The sequence below is a fragment of the Streptomyces sp. NPDC053076 genome (assembly GCF_044546845.1).
Lineage (GTDB): Bacteria > Actinomycetota > Actinomycetes > Streptomycetales > Streptomycetaceae > Streptomyces.
Window position 1 is genome coordinate 434,465 of sequence record NZ_JBITZL010000005.1, and the last position, 15,457, is coordinate 449,921.

The 15,457-nt window shown below is 73.1% G+C and carries 12 protein-coding genes; 8 read left to right on the top strand and 4 right to left on the bottom strand.

Annotated features, from left to right (window positions below; genetic code table 11):
* Positions 1 to 349: 349 nt before the first annotated feature.
* The 3 genes from ACIGYR_RS23320 (at position 350) to ACIGYR_RS23330 (ending at position 3,830) form a co-directional block, all read left to right on the top strand.
* Positions 350 to 2,023 carry a PucR family transcriptional regulator gene (locus ACIGYR_RS23320; protein ID WP_399601102.1) on the top strand — a complete coding sequence of 558 codons (1,674 nt, stop codon included), beginning with the start codon at positions 350 to 352 and terminating at the stop codon, positions 2,021 to 2,023.
* 227 nt (positions 2,024 to 2,250) lie between these two features.
* Positions 2,251 to 3,612, top strand: a complete 1,362-nt coding sequence (locus tag ACIGYR_RS23325; protein WP_391844310.1) for a diaminopimelate decarboxylase — start codon at positions 2,251 to 2,253, stop codon at positions 3,610 to 3,612.
* 11 nt (positions 3,613 to 3,623) lie between these two features.
* On the top strand, positions 3,624 to 3,830 hold the full coding sequence (locus ACIGYR_RS23330; RefSeq protein ID WP_391844308.1) for a hypothetical protein: 207 nt from the start codon (positions 3,624 to 3,626) through the stop codon (positions 3,828 to 3,830).
* 22 nt (positions 3,831 to 3,852) lie between these two features.
* Here ACIGYR_RS23330 and ACIGYR_RS23335 read toward each other — a convergent pair whose 3' ends face one another.
* Genes ACIGYR_RS23335 through ACIGYR_RS23345 form a run of 3 tightly spaced genes read right to left on the bottom strand, consistent with a single transcriptional unit; the run spans position 3,853 to position 6,909 of the window.
* On the bottom strand, positions 3,853 to 4,446 hold the full coding sequence (locus tag ACIGYR_RS23335) for a TetR/AcrR family transcriptional regulator (RefSeq protein WP_391844306.1): 594 nt from the start codon (positions 4,444 to 4,446) through the stop codon (positions 3,853 to 3,855).
* Positions 4,447 to 4,474: 28 nt separating this feature from the next.
* The gene (locus tag ACIGYR_RS23340; RefSeq protein WP_399601107.1) at positions 4,475 to 6,139 is read right to left on the bottom strand and encodes a class I adenylate-forming enzyme family protein; all 1,665 of its coding nucleotides are present in this window, start codon (positions 6,137 to 6,139) and stop codon (positions 4,475 to 4,477) included.
* Positions 6,136 to 6,909, bottom strand: a complete 774-nt coding sequence (locus ACIGYR_RS23345; protein ID WP_399601110.1) for an SDR family oxidoreductase — start codon at positions 6,907 to 6,909, stop codon at positions 6,136 to 6,138. Before ACIGYR_RS23345 ends, ACIGYR_RS23340 begins: the two co-directional genes overlap by 4 nt.
* 151 nt (positions 6,910 to 7,060) lie before the next feature.
* Here ACIGYR_RS23345 and ACIGYR_RS23350 point away from each other — a divergent pair, with 151 nt between their 5' ends.
* The gene (locus ACIGYR_RS23350) at positions 7,061 to 8,281 is read left to right on the top strand and encodes an exo-beta-N-acetylmuramidase NamZ domain-containing protein (RefSeq protein WP_399601112.1); all 1,221 of its coding nucleotides are present in this window, start codon (positions 7,061 to 7,063) and stop codon (positions 8,279 to 8,281) included.
* A gap of 81 nt (positions 8,282 to 8,362) precedes the next feature.
* Entirely contained in the window at positions 8,363 to 9,658 is a 1,296-nt protein-coding gene (locus ACIGYR_RS23355) for a serine-threonine protein kinase (protein WP_399601115.1), read from the top strand.
* Between the two features lie 51 nt (positions 9,659 to 9,709).
* Here the strand turns inward: ACIGYR_RS23355 and ACIGYR_RS23360 are convergent, their stop codons facing one another.
* Entirely contained in the window at positions 9,710 to 12,499 is a 2,790-nt protein-coding gene (locus ACIGYR_RS23360) for a penicillin acylase family protein (RefSeq protein WP_399601118.1), read from the bottom strand.
* 207 nt (positions 12,500 to 12,706) lie between these two features.
* On the opposite strand from ACIGYR_RS23360, the gene ACIGYR_RS23365 reads away from it, so the two are divergent.
* The 3 genes from ACIGYR_RS23365 (at position 12,707) to ACIGYR_RS23375 (ending at position 15,455) form a co-directional block, all read left to right on the top strand.
* Positions 12,707 to 13,309 carry a hypothetical protein gene (locus ACIGYR_RS23365; protein WP_399601121.1) on the top strand — a complete coding sequence of 201 codons (603 nt, stop codon included), beginning with the start codon at positions 12,707 to 12,709 and terminating at the stop codon, positions 13,307 to 13,309.
* Between the two features lie 161 nt (positions 13,310 to 13,470).
* Positions 13,471 to 14,181, top strand: coding sequence for a 3-keto-5-aminohexanoate cleavage protein (locus tag ACIGYR_RS23370; protein WP_399601124.1), 711 nt, complete (start codon positions 13,471 to 13,473; stop codon positions 14,179 to 14,181).
* Positions 14,182 to 14,387: 206 nt separating this feature from the next.
* Positions 14,388 to 15,455 (top strand): RNA ligase (ATP), encoded by a 1,068-nt coding sequence (locus ACIGYR_RS23375; protein ID WP_399601127.1) that lies wholly within the window; start codon positions 14,388 to 14,390, stop codon positions 15,453 to 15,455.
* Positions 15,456 to 15,457 lie beyond the last annotated feature (2 nt).

Below are 15,457 nucleotides of genomic sequence, written 5' to 3' on the forward strand. Positions count from 1 at the left end.
CCGCCGTCGCCCGCTTCCGGCGACCCTCGCCCGCCTCCCGCCGCGCCTCGCCCCCCCTCCCGCCGCCGTCGCCCGCTTCCGGCGACCCTCGCCCGCCTCCCGCCGCCGTCGCCCGCTTCCGGCGACCCTCGCCCGCCTCCCGCCGCCGTCGCCCGCCTCCCGCCGCCCTCGCCCGCCTCCCGCCGCCGTCGCCCGCTTCCCGCCGCACGGCTGTATTCCGCCGCCCTCCCCGCTTCCCGGCGCACGGCCGTATTCCGCCGTTGAGGGCACCGCCCGGTCTGTGGTGTGGTGTCGTAGCTCTTCGGGAGGCGGCCGGGGCACGGCCGGCGGCGCGGCGAGTGGGGGAAGCGTGACCGACCTGCGGGACCACACGCTGTGGGGTAGGGCGGCGGAACCCAGGGTGACCCTGGAGCGGCTGCTGTCCGTGGTGGGCTCGGGAGCCCTGGAACTGGACACGGCACCGGGCGGGCTGGCGGTGGCCGTCGGCGGTGTCACCGTGCTCGACGTACTGGCCCCCGAGATCCGGCCGCGGGAACTGGTGCTCGCGGTCGGCGTCGCGGCCGGGTCGGCCCAGGCGGTGGACGTCGTGCGCCGGGCCGGTGCCGCCGAGGCCGCCGGTGTGGTGTTCGGTCCGGACCGCCCCCAGGGATCCGCCGGAGCCCTGCGCGCCGCCGCCCAGGAGACCGGCACGGCGGTGCTGTTCCGCACCTGGTACCGCTGGGAGGAGCTGGTGGCGGTGCTGCGGGCCGGGCTGGCCGCGGCGGGAGTCGCACCGTTACCGGCGGCCCGGGGCCTGGCCCTGGGGGATCTCGACGGGCTGGCCGACGCCGTGGCCGCCCTGGTCGGCGGCTCGGTGACCATCGAGGACACCGAGTCCCGGGTGCTGGCGTACTCCTCGACCGAGGAGAACGTGGACGAGATGCGCCGGCTGACCATCCTCGGACGGCGCGTTCCGCCCTGGCGGGTGGCCGCCATGCGGGACGCCGGATTCTTCCGTGCCCTGTGGACGGCGGACGACGTGCTGCACCGGCGGGCGCAGGGGGAGGACCCCGAGCGGCTGGTGTGTGCCGTCCGCGCGGGCGGTGAGGTGCTGGGATCCGTCTGGGTGGCCGCGGTCGCGGGCCGGCCGCTGTCCCCCGACGCGTCGGAGGCCCTGCGCGCGGCGTCCCGGGCTGCCGCCGCGCACCTGCTCCACCACCGCACGCGCGGTGCGGACAGCCGGCTGGTGGAGGACGCGGCACGGGCGCTGCTGGAGGAGCGCGGTTCCGCCGAGGTGCTGGCCGAACGGGCCGCGCTGCCGGCCGAGGAGCCCTGCGCCGTCCTCGCGGTGGGCACCGGCGCCGGACTGCCCGCGGAAGCCGGGTCCGACGACCCGTCGCGGCTGTACGCCCTGCTCGCCCTGCACTGCGCGGCACTCGGCCACCGGATCGTGGTCGTGCCGGCGGGCGGCAGGGCGCTGGTGCTGGTGAGCGCGCTGGACCGGGAGCCGGGCCGGGCGCGGGAACAGGTCACGCGGCTCGGCACGTCGCTGGCCGCGCACCTGTCGGCGGCGACCGGCACGCCGGTGCGGGCGGGCCTGGGAGAGGTGGTTCCGGCGCTGGCGCGGGCCGCGCAGTCGCGCCGGACCGCCGAACAGGCGCTCAAGGCCCTCACCCGGACCGGGGACGCGCGCACCGTCGCGTGGGTGGAGGACGTGGCCGACACGATCGGCGTGTCGCAGGTGCTCGAAGCGCTGCGCCGGCTGGAGCTGCCGCCGGGCACCTCCGTGGCCCTGCTGGCCGCGTTCGACGCCGAGCACGCCGGCAGCCGGCTCGTGGAGTCCCTGCGGGCCTACCTGGACCACTTCGGTGACGTGTCGGCCGCCGCGCGCAGCCTCTCGGTGCACCCCAACAGCCTGCGGTACCGGCTGGGCCGGATCACCGCGGTCTCGCGGCTCGACCTCGGCGATCCGGAGGCCCGGCTGCTGGCGCAACTGCAACTGCGGCTCGGGGACGCCGGCAAGGGACCGGGACCCGGAGAGTGAGGCACCGCCGCCGGCCTTTCGTGCGCGCGCACCAACGCGGGACGCCGTTCTCGTCGCCACGCACAACGGCGGGCCCCGCCGGGTCCGGTCGCCCGGCCGGGTCGCCGTCGCCCGGGGTCGGATCTTTGAGGAACCGACGATGACGGCCCCCGGGCGCGGCGAGCAGCCTGGGACGGCGGTCCGGGGAAACGGCCCCGGACCGCCGTCCCGACACCGGAAGGTTCACCATGACCGCTGTGACCCCCGCCGCCGTGCGCCGCGAACGCATCCTGCGGGAGGCCGTGCGCCAGGGCCTGCTGGACCCGGAGCAGTCGCTGCTCGCCGCCTTCGTCGACCTCGACGGCGTCGCGGCCACGGTCCAGGCCCTGCACGACGCCTTTCCCGGCGCGCCCGAACTGCGTGGTGTGCTGCACACCTTCGCCGCGAAGGCCAACTGCCTCGTGCCCGTCCTGAGCGAGCTGGAACGACACCGGATGGGCTGCGAGGTCGCCACCGCCGGGGAGCTGGCACGGGCGCTGGCGGCCGGTTTCCCGGCCGAACGGATCGTCTTCGACTCTCCGGCCAAGACCCGGGCCGAGCTGGCGCGGGCCCTGGCCCTGGGTGTGGCGGTCAACGCGGACAGCTTCCAGGAGCTGGAGCGGATCGGCGGCCTGCTGGCGGACCGCCCTTCGGCGTCGCGGATCGGCGTACGGCTCAACTGCCAGGTCGGCGGCGGCGCCATCGCCGCGATGAGCACGGCCACGAGCACCTCGAAGTTCGGTGTCCCGCTGGCGGACCCCGGCAACCGGGAGCGGCTGCTGCGGGCGTTCGCCGAACACCCGTGGCTGACCTGGGTGCACACGCACACCGGGTCCCAGGGCTGCCCCCTGGACCTCATGGCCCGCGGCGTGGCGCAGGCGGTGGAGTTCGCCGACCAGGTGACGGCGGCGTTCGGGGAGGGCCGGGTCGCGGGCATCGACATCGGCGGCGGGCTTCCCGTCAACTTCGCCGACGACGCGGTCACGCCGACGTTCGGCGCGTACGTCGAGCAGCTGAGGGAGCACGCCCCGGGGCTGTTCGAGGGCAGGTACGAGGTCATCACCGAGTTCGGCCGCTCCGTTCTCGCCAAGAACGGCTTCCTGGCCTCGTACGTCGAGTACACCAAGACGGCCGGGGGCAGGCCGATCGCCGTGACCCACGCCGGCGTCCAGGTCGCGACGCGCACCGTGTTCAGCCCCGACGCCTGGCCGCTGCGGGTCGAGGCGTACGACCGGTACGGCACGGCCAGGCGTGACCGTCCGGTCCGCCAGGACGTCGCCGGTCCCGCCTGCTTCGCCGGTGACCTGCTGGCCCGCGACCGCGCGCTGCCCCCGCTCCGGCCGGGCGACCTCGTCGTGGTGCCGGACACCGGCGCCTACTACTTCTCCACGCCGTTCCACTACAACAGCCTGCCCGAACCCGCCGTGCACGGTGTCCGCACGGGCGCGGACGGCCGGGTCGCGTTCACGCTCGTCCGCCCCGCGCAGGACCCGTGGCGGCTGACGGACCAGGACGGTGTCCAGGCATCGCCCCGGGGCCCGGTGGGCGCCCCGGCCGGCGCCGGCCGGTGAGGAGCGGCACGGTGTCCCAGGCCGACCACGAGCGACCGGAGAGGGACGGGCCGCTCCTCACTCAGCGCGCCGCGATCGTCTTCCTGCTGGCGGCGCTGGCCGGCATCGGGGCCACCGTCCTCGCGGCGCTGGCCGGCAGCGGGTGGCCGGTCGCGGTGAGCGCGGGCGGTGGCACCGCGGCCACGGCGGTCCTCTTCTTCAAGGAGATCATCGACTAGGCGGCGGGCGCGGGCGCCGGTCCTACGGCCGCAGCGCCCGCAGCAGCAGGTCGGCGAGGTGGTCGGCGACCTGCTGGGGGGTGAGGGGTCCGTCGGGCCGGTACCACGTCGACAGGTGGTGCACGGAGCCGAAGTGGTAGTCCACGACCAGGTCGGCCGGGGTCGCCGTGGAGAAGACGCCTTCCTTCTGGCCCTCCTCGATGAGCGCGCGGAACTCCTCGTGGTAGCGCCGGCGCTCGGCGCGGACCTGCTTGTTCTTCTCCGGACTCAGGTGGTGCATGGAGCGGAAGAAGATCATCGCGTCGTCGAGGTTCTCGATCGTCGTGACGACGACGTCCGCCGCCGCGTCCCTGAGCCGTTTGTCCACGGGCTCGTCGGCGTTCGCGAACCGGTCCAGCCGCTCCTGCTGGAGGCGCAGCACGCGCGCGTACACCTCGTGCAGCAGGTCGTCCTTGGAGCCGAAGTAGTGGTAGAGCGCCCCCTTGGTGACGCCGGCCGCCTCCACGATCTCCTGCACCGAAGTGCGGTCGTAGCCCTGCTCGGCGAAGAGCCGGGTGGCGGCGGCCAGCAGCCGCTGCGGGACGGGAGTCCCGTCTCCGTCCGTCGTCCTGGGCACTTCCGCCACCTGCCTTTCCGTTCTGCTGCTAGTCCTGTGCGGTGCGGGAACGCAGTTCCCGACGGAGGATCTTCCCACTCGCCGTCTTGGGCAGCTCGGGCAGGATCTCCACCTGACGCGGGTACTTGTAGGCGGCCAGTCTCTCCTTGCAGTACCCCGCGAGTTCGTCCGGGGCCGCCTCGGCCCCCGGACGAAGGCTGATGTACGCCTTGACGGTCTCGCCACGGTACCCGTCGGGCACCCCGACGACGGCCGCCTCGCGCACCGCCGGGTGCGTGTACAGCACGTCCTCGACCTCGCGCGGCCACACCTTGAAGCCGGACGCGTTGATCATGTCCTTCTTGCGGTCCACGACGTACAGCCAGCCCTGCTCGTCCATGAACCCGATGTCGCCGGTGCGCAGCTCGCCGTCCGGGAAGGTCTCGGCGGTGGCGTCCGGGCGCCGCCAGTAGCCGGGCACCACCTGCGGCCCGCGTACGACGATCTCGCCCTGTTCCCCGAAGGGCACCTCCGCGCCCTGGTCGTCCAGGATGCGCACGACCGTGTCGGCGCCGGGCAGGCCGACGGACAGCGTCCCGGAGACCGGGTCCACGGGCGCCTCCAGGCCGGGCGGGACGGAGGCGCAGGGCGCGGTGCACTCGGTGAGGCCGTAGCCGACGCGGATGTACGGTCCGAAGCGCTCCCGGAACCTCTCCACCAGGGCCGGCGGCACGGGGGCGCCGCCCGACGACATGTTCACGAAGGAGGCGAAGTGCTCGCGGGTGACGTCCGGGTGGGCGGCGAGCGCCATGTAGGCGGTGGACGGGCCGACGGTGTAGTGCGGGCGGTGTTCGGCGAAGGCGTCCAGGACGACGCCGGGTTCGAAGCGGTAGGTGAGCACCAGGGTGCCGACGCTGCTCAGGCAGGCACCGAACTGGCACACCATGCCGGTGATGTGGAACAGGGGCGCGAGGGCGTAGTAGACGGGCGCCGCCGGCAGGCCGAGCCCGGCGGCCTGCCGTTCGGCGTTGTGCATGATGTTGGCGTGCGTGTTGGTCGCGCCCTTGGGGGTGCCGCTGGTGCCCGAGGTGTAGCTGATCAGCGCGATGTCGTCCGGGCGTGGCGCGCGGCCCTCGGGGGCCCGGCCGCCCTGCCGGGCGACCGCCACCAGGTCGTCGGCGTCCGGGGCCTGGGGCAGCCGCTCGAAGGTGAGCACGCGCGCGTCGTCGCGGGTCTGGAAGTCCAGCTCGCACGCGGTGAGCACGATCCGCACCGGCGAGTCGGCGGCCGTCCCGCGCAGGTACGTCTCCCAGGCCCGGTCGGTGCAGATCAGCGCGGCCACCTCGCCGTCCCGCAGGACGTGCGCCACCTCGGCCGACTTGTACATGGGGTTGACCGGGACGACGGTCGCGCCGGCCTTCCAGGCGCCGAGCACGGCCAGCACGAAGTGCGGGGTGTTCTGCAGCAGGACGGCCACCCGGTCGCCGCGCCGCAGGCCGCGCGCGGCGAGGTGGGCGGCGACGGAGTCGCTCAGCTCGTCGGCCTCGCGGTAGCTCAGACGGGCGTCGAAGTAGGCGAGGAAGGTGCGGTCGGGGGCCTCGGCGACGGCTTCGCGCAGGGCGTGCACGAGGGAGTCGGCGGGATCGACCGGGGCGCGCTGGGCCTCGTCGAGCAGTGCGAGCCAGGGCCGGCCGGCGTAGGAGGAGGTGGTCACCGGCCGGCCTCCCACTTCTGCTGGATGTGGTTCATGGTGGCGAGCCAGCGGTCGGGTTCACCGGCCCGGACCTGGTAGAAGCCGGCGACCTCGGGGTGCGGCAGGATCAGGAAGCGGTCCTCCTCGATGCCCTGGAACAGCGCGTCGGCCACGGCTCCCGGCTCGATCGCGGTGGGCTGGAGCACCAGGTCGCCCGCGCTGCCGGTGGCGGCCAGCATGTCGGTGCGGACGCCCTGCGGACAGATGGCGTGGACCTTGATCCCCCGGTGGCGGTAGGTCAGGGACAGCCACTCGGCGAAGGCGTAGGCGCCGTGTTTGGTCACGCTGTAGGAGGGCGCGCCGATCATGGTCAGCAGGCCGGCGGCGGAGACGGTGGAGACGAACCGGCCGCCGCCCCGCTCCAGCCAGTCGGGCAGCAGTGCGTGGGCCGCGCGGACGTGGGCCATCAGGTTGACGTCCCAGGAGGTCGCCCACGACTTCTCGTCCAGGGTGTCGCCGAGGTCGCCGTCCTCGAAGGCGACCCCCGCGTTGGCGCAGTAGACGTCCACGGTGCCGCCGAGCGCCTCCCGGGCCTGGGCGACGATCGCGGAGGCGTCGCCGGGCACGGCGGTCCCGCCGATCTCCTGGGCCACCGCCTCGGCCTTCCCGGCGTCCAGGTCGTTCACGACGACCCGGGCGCCCTCGGCGGCGAACCGCCGGGCCAGTGCGGCCCCGATCCCACCACCCGCCCCGGTGACGACCACTCCCGCATCCTGCACGGCTTCCACCATCGGTCTCCTTCGACACGGCGCGACTCGGCTCGACGTCAGACTAACCGGTCGGTATGTGTGAAGGAAGGCCGAGTGCACCAACCTAAGGGGCGCGGGGAACTGCGCGACGAGCCCCGGACGGCCTGCACGTGACCACTCACCGGAGGACCTCATGCATCTGTCCCGACGAACTCTGCTCGCATCGGCGACGACGGCAGCCGTGCCGGCCGGGACCACGCGCCGCGAGCATCTGCGCACCGGCTTCGAAAGGCTCGCGGCCGACGGTTACTCGCTGCTCTCCGGCCGGAAAGCGGGCATCGTCACCAACCCCACCGGCCTCACCCGGGACGCCGCCCACATCGTCGACGTGATGCACCAGGACCCCCGGGTCCGGCTGACGGCGGTCTTCGGCCCCGAGCACGGCTTCCGCGGCACCGCGCAGGCGGGCGGCTCCGAGGGCCGCTACGACGACCCGGCGACCGGTCTCCCGGTGTACGACACGTACCAGAAGAGCGGCCGGGCACTCGCCGACGTCTTCACCGCCTCGGGCGTCGACACCGTCGTCTTCGACATCCAGGACGTGGGAGCCCGCTTCTACACGTACATCTGGACCCTGTACGACTGCATGGAGGCGGCCCAGCTCGCCGGCAAGCGGTTCGTCGTCCTGGACCGCCCGAACCCGGTGACCGGCCGCGCGGCGCACGGGCCGGTACTCCACAAGGAGTTCGCCACCTTCGTCGGGCGGCAGCCGATCGCGCAGGCGCACGGCATGACCGTCGCGGAGCTGGCCCGGCTGTTCAACGAGGAGTTCCTGACCACACCCGTGCCGCTGGAGACGGTGCTGATGTCGGGCTGGAGGCGCAGCCGGTTCTACGACGACTCCGGCCTGCCGTGGGTGCCGCCGAGCCCCAACATGCCCACGGTGGACACGGCGCTGGTGTACTCCGGCACCTGCATGTTCGAGGGCACCAACCTCTCCGAGGGCCGCGGCACGACCCGCCCCTTCGAACTCCTCGGCGCCGAGGGCGTCGACGGGCGCTGGGCCGCCGCCGTGAACGAACTCGGGCTGCCGGGCGTGCGGTTCCGGGAGGCGTACTTCACTCCCACCTTCTCCAAGTTCCAGGGCAAGACCGTCGGCGGGGTGCAGATCCACGTGGCCGACCGGGCCGCCTACGACCCCGTGCGCACCGGGATCGCGCTGCTGGTGACCGCCAGGAAGGTGTGGGACGGCTTCGCGTGGCGCTCCGACCACTGGATCGACAAGCTCACCGGTTCCGACCGGGTGCGCACGATGATCGACGCGGGCGCCGGCACCGAGGAGGTGACGGGCGCCTGGCAGGAGGAGCTGGCCGCGTTCCGGCGGGTCCGAAAGGAATATCTCCTCTACAAGTAGCCCGCGGTGTCTGGCCAACCCCGCACCCCGGCAGGACGATACGCGCGCAGCGCACCGTTGCGGGTGACGAGGGAGCCTGGTATGGCGGATCCTGGGATGAGCGTGACTCCCTACTGGGAGCTGACCTTCGACGCGGACGGGGACGTGGCCGGACCCGAACGCGACCGGCTGTCGACGCAGGTCGCGGAGCACGGTGTCCGTGACCTGATCGTCTTCTCGCACGGCTGGAACAACGACCGCTCGGGCGCGACCGCGCTGTACCGGCGCTTCTTCGCTCCCATGCCGACGCTGGCGCCGAGGGCGCGGCTCGGGTACGTGGGCGTGATCTGGCCGTCGATGCGGTTCAGCGACGAGCCGATCCCGGACTTCCCGAAGTCCGTGGCGGCCGTGGAGGCGGAGGCGGCGCCGCGCCCGGCGCTGGACAAGGACACCCGGCGCGCGCTGCTGGAGACCTTTCCGGGCCGTGCGCCGGTGCTGGACCAGCTGGCCCGGATGCTGGACGAACGGCCGGACGGCACCGCGGGGCTGACCGAGTTCGGGCGGCTGGTGCGGCTGCTGCTGGACGGGGGCCACGGGCCGGCCGACACGGATGAACCGGGCGAACCCGCCGTGTTCGATGCCGACCCGGTGACCGTGTGCGAGCAGTTCGCCGACGCGCTGGCCGCGCTCGGCCCGGCGGCCGACGGTGCCCGGTTCGGTTTGCCGAATCCGTGGGACGGCGCGAGGGAACTGCTGCGGCAGGCGACGTACTACCAGATGAAGCGGCGGGCCGGGACGGTCGGCGAGCGCGGACTCGGGCCGGTGCTCGGGCGGTTGGCCGGTGTGGCACCCGGGGTGCGGGTGCATCTGGTCGGGCACAGCTTCGGTGGCCGGCTGGTGGCGTTCGCGCTGCGCGGGCTGCCCGGGTCGGTGCGTACGGTGAAGTCGGTGACCCTGCTCCAGGGCGCTTTCTCGCACTACGCGTTCGCGGCCCGGCTGCCGCACGCGCCGGGCCGGTCGGGGGCGCTCCAGGACCGGCACCAGCGCATCGACGGCCCTCTGGTGTGCTGTCACTCCCCCTTCGACGCGGCCCTCGGCACGTTCTACCCGCTGGCCTCCCGGCTCGCCGGGGACGACCGCACCTGCGCGGGCAGCGAGATCGCGGCCGTGCTGGGTCCGCAGTGGGGGGCCATGGGGCACGACGGGGTGCAGGCGGTGCCCGGCACCGCACGCCTGGACCTGGCGGCGGCCCTGCGCGGTCCGCTGCCGCCGTCGGGCTGCGTGAACGTGGACGTGGCGGCCGTGGTCCGGCGCGGGGGCGCGCCGTCCGGGGCGCACAGCGACATCGTGCACCCCGAACTGGCGCGGGTGGTACTGGCGGCGGGCCGTATCGCCTGACCCGCCGCCCGCGGCACCTCAGCGGTGCCTCAGCGGTGCCTCAGCGGTGCCTCAGCGGTGCGAGGTGTACTCGACGACCTGCTGGTAGGTCGGCCGGTTCTGCCAGCTGATCCTGCCGTGCTTGATGCCGCCCAGAGTGCGCTGGGCGATCGAGTCGGCGCACCACTGGTCGCCGGCCGAGCACTGGTCGTCGCCCGGGTAGACCTGGGCGGCGGTCAGACCGGCCGCCTGCTTCAGGGTGCTGATCAGGCTGTCCCGGCAGGAGCCGAGGCTGCCGCCGCCGCAGTACTTCTGCGTCAGCCCGCCCCGCACGGGTTCCCCGAGCACCGCCCTGATGTCCTTGTCGACATAGCTCCACCAGCCGTACTGGAAGGAGCTGCCGGCGTGCGAGCCGGTCGGGCCGTGCCCGGCGGACGGGGCCTCGTCGATCGGCGCGTTGGCCGTGAAGGCGGTGTACAGATCGCTGCCCAGGCCGGGTTCGAACTCCGCCTTCACCAGCAGCGGCCACCAGGCGTCCAGGATGCGGATCGCGTCGGCGTTCGCGTAGACCTTGGAACCCGCCGAGGTCTCGGTGCGCTTGGCCCCGGCGCTCATCCACGCCCGGAGCTTGTTCACCGCGTCGGCGACCGTGGCGTCCGTCACCGTGGCGGAGTCGATCACCTTCAGCAGTTTCGGCAGCACGTCCTCCGCGCGCAGGTCGGCGAGGCTCGCGTCGGCCATGGCCTGCACCAGCTTCGTCCGGGTCACCCCGCCGGCCGCGACCAGCTTCTGCACCCGGTCCTCCAGCAGGTTGCCGCGGTGCACCGAGCCGTCGGCCCAGGACGCGGTGGTGTAGTCCTTGGCCTGCTTGTTGTTCCAGGAGACGTAGTAGTCCTGGTCGACGGAGTTGGGGTGGGCGGACGCCGGGGTGTAGTCGGCCGTGTTGGTGGCCGGATCCCAGTTCCTCCACTCGTACGCGGGCTGCGCCCGCACCGGGAACTCCGCGTCGACTCCGCTCGCCCGCACGGGGTTGTCACCGCTGTTGTAGTACGCGGTGTGCTGGGAGTCGGCGTAGAACCAGTTGAAGGTGTAGTTGATGTGCTGGGCCGCGCTCTGGAAGTCCTTCGGGCCCTTGACGTAGTCGGGGTCGTTGAGCATCTGGAAGCCGATGATCGAGTCGGCCTCGTGCAGGTAGGAGGAGCGCAGGGTGGTGTAGGCGACCTTCTTGCCGCCGACACTCGCCCGGTACGCCACCGGCCCGTACCTGGTGCGCCACACACGCATGGTGTACGACCCCGCGGCCGTGCCGTCGGCCACGGTCGGCTTCCAGGCGTTCTTCTGCTCGATCTTCTCCATGGCGGTGCAGGTGCCGTGGTACAGGTAGTGATAGTCGTCCTGGCACAGTTCGACCGCGTAGGTGTCGATGATGTCCTGGCCGGAGGTGGTCGCGCTCCAGGAGTAGTCCTGGCCGCGGCCGAGTTCGACGTACATGCTCAGGCCCGCGAAGGAGGCGCCGCGGGCGCTGATGCCCGGACCCTGGATCTCCTGGAGCAGGAGCAGCTGCGGGGCGAAGTAGCCGGTCTGCGGCCCGAAGACGGCGATCGGGTGGCCGCTCGCGGTGTGGTTGCCGCTGACCACGAGCGCGTTGGACATGCCGCGCCTGGCGGAGCTCGAGAGCGCCTTGGCGGCGGTGGCGGAGCTGCTCCTGGCGGCCGCTGTGGCCGCGCTGCCCGTACGGTCGTAGAGGAGCGGTTCCTCGGTCACCGTGCCGGCGTCGGGCAGGGCCGCGCCCTGGGCGTCGGCGGGCTTGGCGCCGTAGGGGAAGCTCTCGCCGTTGTGGACGGTGAGGACGGCCTCGGGATCGTTGCGTTCACGGAACGACTCCCAGACCCGGGTGCCCTCCTCGACGCCGTACTTCTGCTGGGCGGCGAGCAGGGACAGGGCGTTGTTGACCTCGCCACCGCCGCCGGAGCCGAACAGCGAGCCGACCACGGAGGCCAGCGCCACGAGGTCGGTGACCTTGAAGTGTTCTATGGTGCCGGCGTTGGTGATCGCGTCCTTGTGGCCGGTCAGGACGTACTCACCGGGGAAGTACCGGCCGCTGTCGGAGGCGTCGATGTAGGCGTTGACACCCGCGATATAGGCGTTCACGTCGCCGAGGGCCTGCTGACCGCGGGCGCCGTTGTTGGCCACGGCGTTGTCGATCTGCGCCTGGAGGTCGGCCTCGGTGTAGGGCGCGTTGCGGTAGAACTGCTGCTCCAGGCCCTGGTTGGCGGGCGCGCCGCCGGCGAAGCCGGTCAGCTGGCCGCGGCCCACGTGCCGGAAGACGTCCATCAGCCACAGCCGGTCCTCGGCCGCCGCGTATCCGGCGCCGAACTCCGTTCCGTACCGGGTGGTGCCTGTGATGTGCGGCACACCGGTCTTCTTGTCGCGGACGATCGTCACGTCGCCGCGGCCGGCCGGTTTCTCGGTGGAGGCGACCTGGTCGGAGGGAACGCCGAACGAGGCGTCGTCGAAGAAGGCGTTGATCTTCGCGTCGGTGAGACCCGAGTAACCGGTCGCCAGGTCGGCGTACGGGCCGAGCTGGTCCTCGGCGTGTGACGGCTGGGTACCGAATGCCTGGTTGAGCAGGATCTGGGCGAGGGTCGCGTTGCCGTTCTCGCCGGGCGGCAGGATGTCCGAACATCGGCCGCCGCAGTAGTCGTTGGAGGCCGCCGTGCCGGGGGCCGCCACCGCTGTCTGGGTGAGGGGGGAAAGAAGACCGGCGACAAGCACGCATACGGACGCGGTCTTCAGGAACCCGAAGAGTTGGCGGGACGTTCTCAGTCTGGCAAGGGCGTTTCGTGGGGTTCGCCGTGGCATGGCGGCTCCTAGCGACTGGGGTGGCCGAACGTTACCGCCGGTATCCCCCGGTTTAAAGATGAACATGCGTCACTTTCGGGAGTCAGCAAGCGCAGACGGAGAAGCGATGGAGCCGAATCGCCTGTCGATACGTCTATTCGGCGACGTCCGTGCGACGACGCCGAAGTGACCGAAGTGCAGGTGCAGGTGTGACGGAGGTGCAGGGCGATGGCAGGTTTCCGGAGTCTGGCGAGACAAGTACGCGATCCCCGCTGCGATCTGGCGCTGCGGCGCTACTCGCTGCGCAAGTGCCTGGAGAAGTTCGCCCCTTACGGGCATCGGGCGACCTGGGACCATCTGTGCTCCCGGGCGGGTTTCGGGCCCGAGGACCGCTCCCCCGATCCAGCGCGGCTCGTGGCCGCGCTGGAGGAGCTGGAGGAGGCGCGTGACGTCTGGCTCGCCTACGAGACCGACTTCACCGAGCGGCGGCGGAAGGAGAAGCACGACGGGCTGCGCCGGCCGGGCAGCGTGGACGACTGGCACCGGATGACCTGGGGCGGGTTCGGGGTCGCCTGGTGCGACGACCCGCGGGTCCACCCCGAGGAGCCGCTCGCGGAGGTGCTGCGACGGCTGATCGCCGCGCTGGAGCGGGAGCCGGGTTCGTCGTGCCCGGTCTGCGGCGGGGAGCGGCTGGTCTGGAAGTACGGCCTGGACCACGAGCCGTCGTCCGGACCGGTCTGCGCGGACTGCGGGATCCTGGTGCCGCGGCCCGTCCTCAGCCCGCGGGTCCTGCAGTACGCCAGGCGGGAACGCCTGTTGATGTCGGCCTGAGCGGCCGGGTGGGCACCGCGTGCGGCTCGAGTGGCGGGCCGGCACCGGTGCGGGGGTGCGCCGGGGATGCCGCACCCCTTCCGCGGATCGTTCCTGGGCCCGTTGTCATTTCCGCGGGATTCCCCGGGGCCGTTGTCCGTGGGGACTGGCACCATCGAGGCATGGTGCAGGTGTGTCTCAACGGGCGCCGCTCGGCCGCCGACGGTGCGGGGGTGCCGATGTCCCCGGAGGGCCTGGCGCGTTCCGCCGTGGAAGCGGTGGCGGCCGGTGCCACCTCCGTCCATGTCCATCCGAAGACGCCGTGCGGCCACGACAGTCTCTCCCCGCGCGTGCTCGCGCCGGCGCTGGAGGCGCTGCGCGCGCAGGTACGGGTCCCGGTCGGGGTGACCACGGGCGCCTGGGCCGAACCGGACCCGGCGGCCCGGCTCGCCCGGGTGCGTGCCTGGTCGCCGCTGCCCGACTTCGCCTCGGTCAACTGGCATGAGCCGGGCGCCGAGGAGGTCGCCGGTGAGCTGCTCGCCCGGGGCGTGGCGGTGGAGGCGGGCATTTTCTCCGGCACCGACGGCGCGAGCCGGTTCGCGGCCTCGCCGCTCGGGCCGAGGGTGCTGCGGGTGCTGGCCGAGGTGACCGACCCGGGCCCGGCGACCGCCGAGGCGTCGGCGCGGGCGCTGCTGGCCGAGCTGGGCACGGCGCACGGCCGCCCGGTGCTGCTGCACGGCGAGGAGGGCGGCACCTGGCCGGTGCTCCGGCTGGCGGGCCGGCTCGGCCTCGCCACCAGGATCGGCCTGGAGGACACCCTGCTGCTGCCGGACGGCCGCCGGGCCGGGTCCAACGCCGAGTTGGTGGCGGAGGCACTGGTCCAGTACGGGTGAGCCCGGCACTCGACGCAGGGGAAACCCGTCGGCTCGGCGCAGGGCAGACCCGTCGGCTCGACGCAGGGCAGAACCCGTCAGCTCGGTTCGGCGCGGATCCCGGTCGGCGGGGGCCGAGGTTAGCAGCCTCGAATTCCCTCGCTCCAGCGCTTTCCCGTCCGGACAGTAGGGGGCGATGAGACCGGACCGATGAACGGGGAACTCCCATGTCCACGCTGCGCGTCACCGCCGAAGTGCTGACCGTCCACGAGCATCCGAACGCCGACGCACTGGAGCTGGCCCAGGTGGGCCTGTACCGGGCGGTCGTCGCCAAGGGCGCGTACCGCACCGGTGAGGCCGCCGTCTACATCCCGGAGCAGGCCGTCCTCCCGGCCGGACTGATCGAGGAGCTGGGGCTGACCGGGCGGCTGGCGGGCGGTGAGGCCAACCGGGTCAAGGCGGTGCGGCTGCGCGGCGAGCTGTCCCAGGGCATCGTGTGCCGGCCGAGGGCACTCGCCGACGTCGACCTGGTGCGGGCGGCGGCCGAGGGGACCGACTTCGCGGAGCGGCTGGGCGTCACCAAGTGGGTGCCGCCGATCCCGCCCACCATGAACGGCGAGGTCGAGTCCGCGCCCGAGCTGCTGCCCTGGGTCGACATCGAGAACATCCAGCGCTATCCGGACATCTTCCTGCCGGGCGAGCCGGTCGTCCTGACGGAGAAGCTGCACGGTTCGGCGTGCCTGCTGACGTATGTCGCCGAGGAGGGGCGGGTGCATGTCTCCTCCAAGGGCTTCGGCGCCAAGTCCCTGGCGCTGCAGGAGGAGCCGCGCAACCTGTACTGGCGGGCGGTGCGCGGGCACGGGGTCGCCGAGGCTGCCGCGCGGCTCTGCGAGCGGCTGGGTGCCACGCGGGTCGGCGTCTTCGGCGAGGTGTACGGCGCCGGGGTGCAGGATTTGACGTACGGCGCGGACGGGCGGCGGCAGACGCTGGGGTACGCGGCGTTCGACGTCTCGGCGGAGGTGGACGGGACCGTGCGGTGGCTCGACCCGGCCGAGGTGCTGCAGGGCGAGGTGCCGACGGTGCCGCGCCTGTTCGCCGGGCCCTACGACATCGAGCGGGTACTGGAGTTCGCCTGCGGCCGGGAGACCGTGTCGGGGCGGGAGCTGCATCTGCGGGAGGGCGTGGTGATACGGCCCGCAGTGGAGCGGTACAGCGCGGTGACGGGTGGCCGGGCCATCGCCAAGGCCATCAGCCCGGCATACCTGACACGCAAGGGCGGCACCGAGTTCGAGTGAGG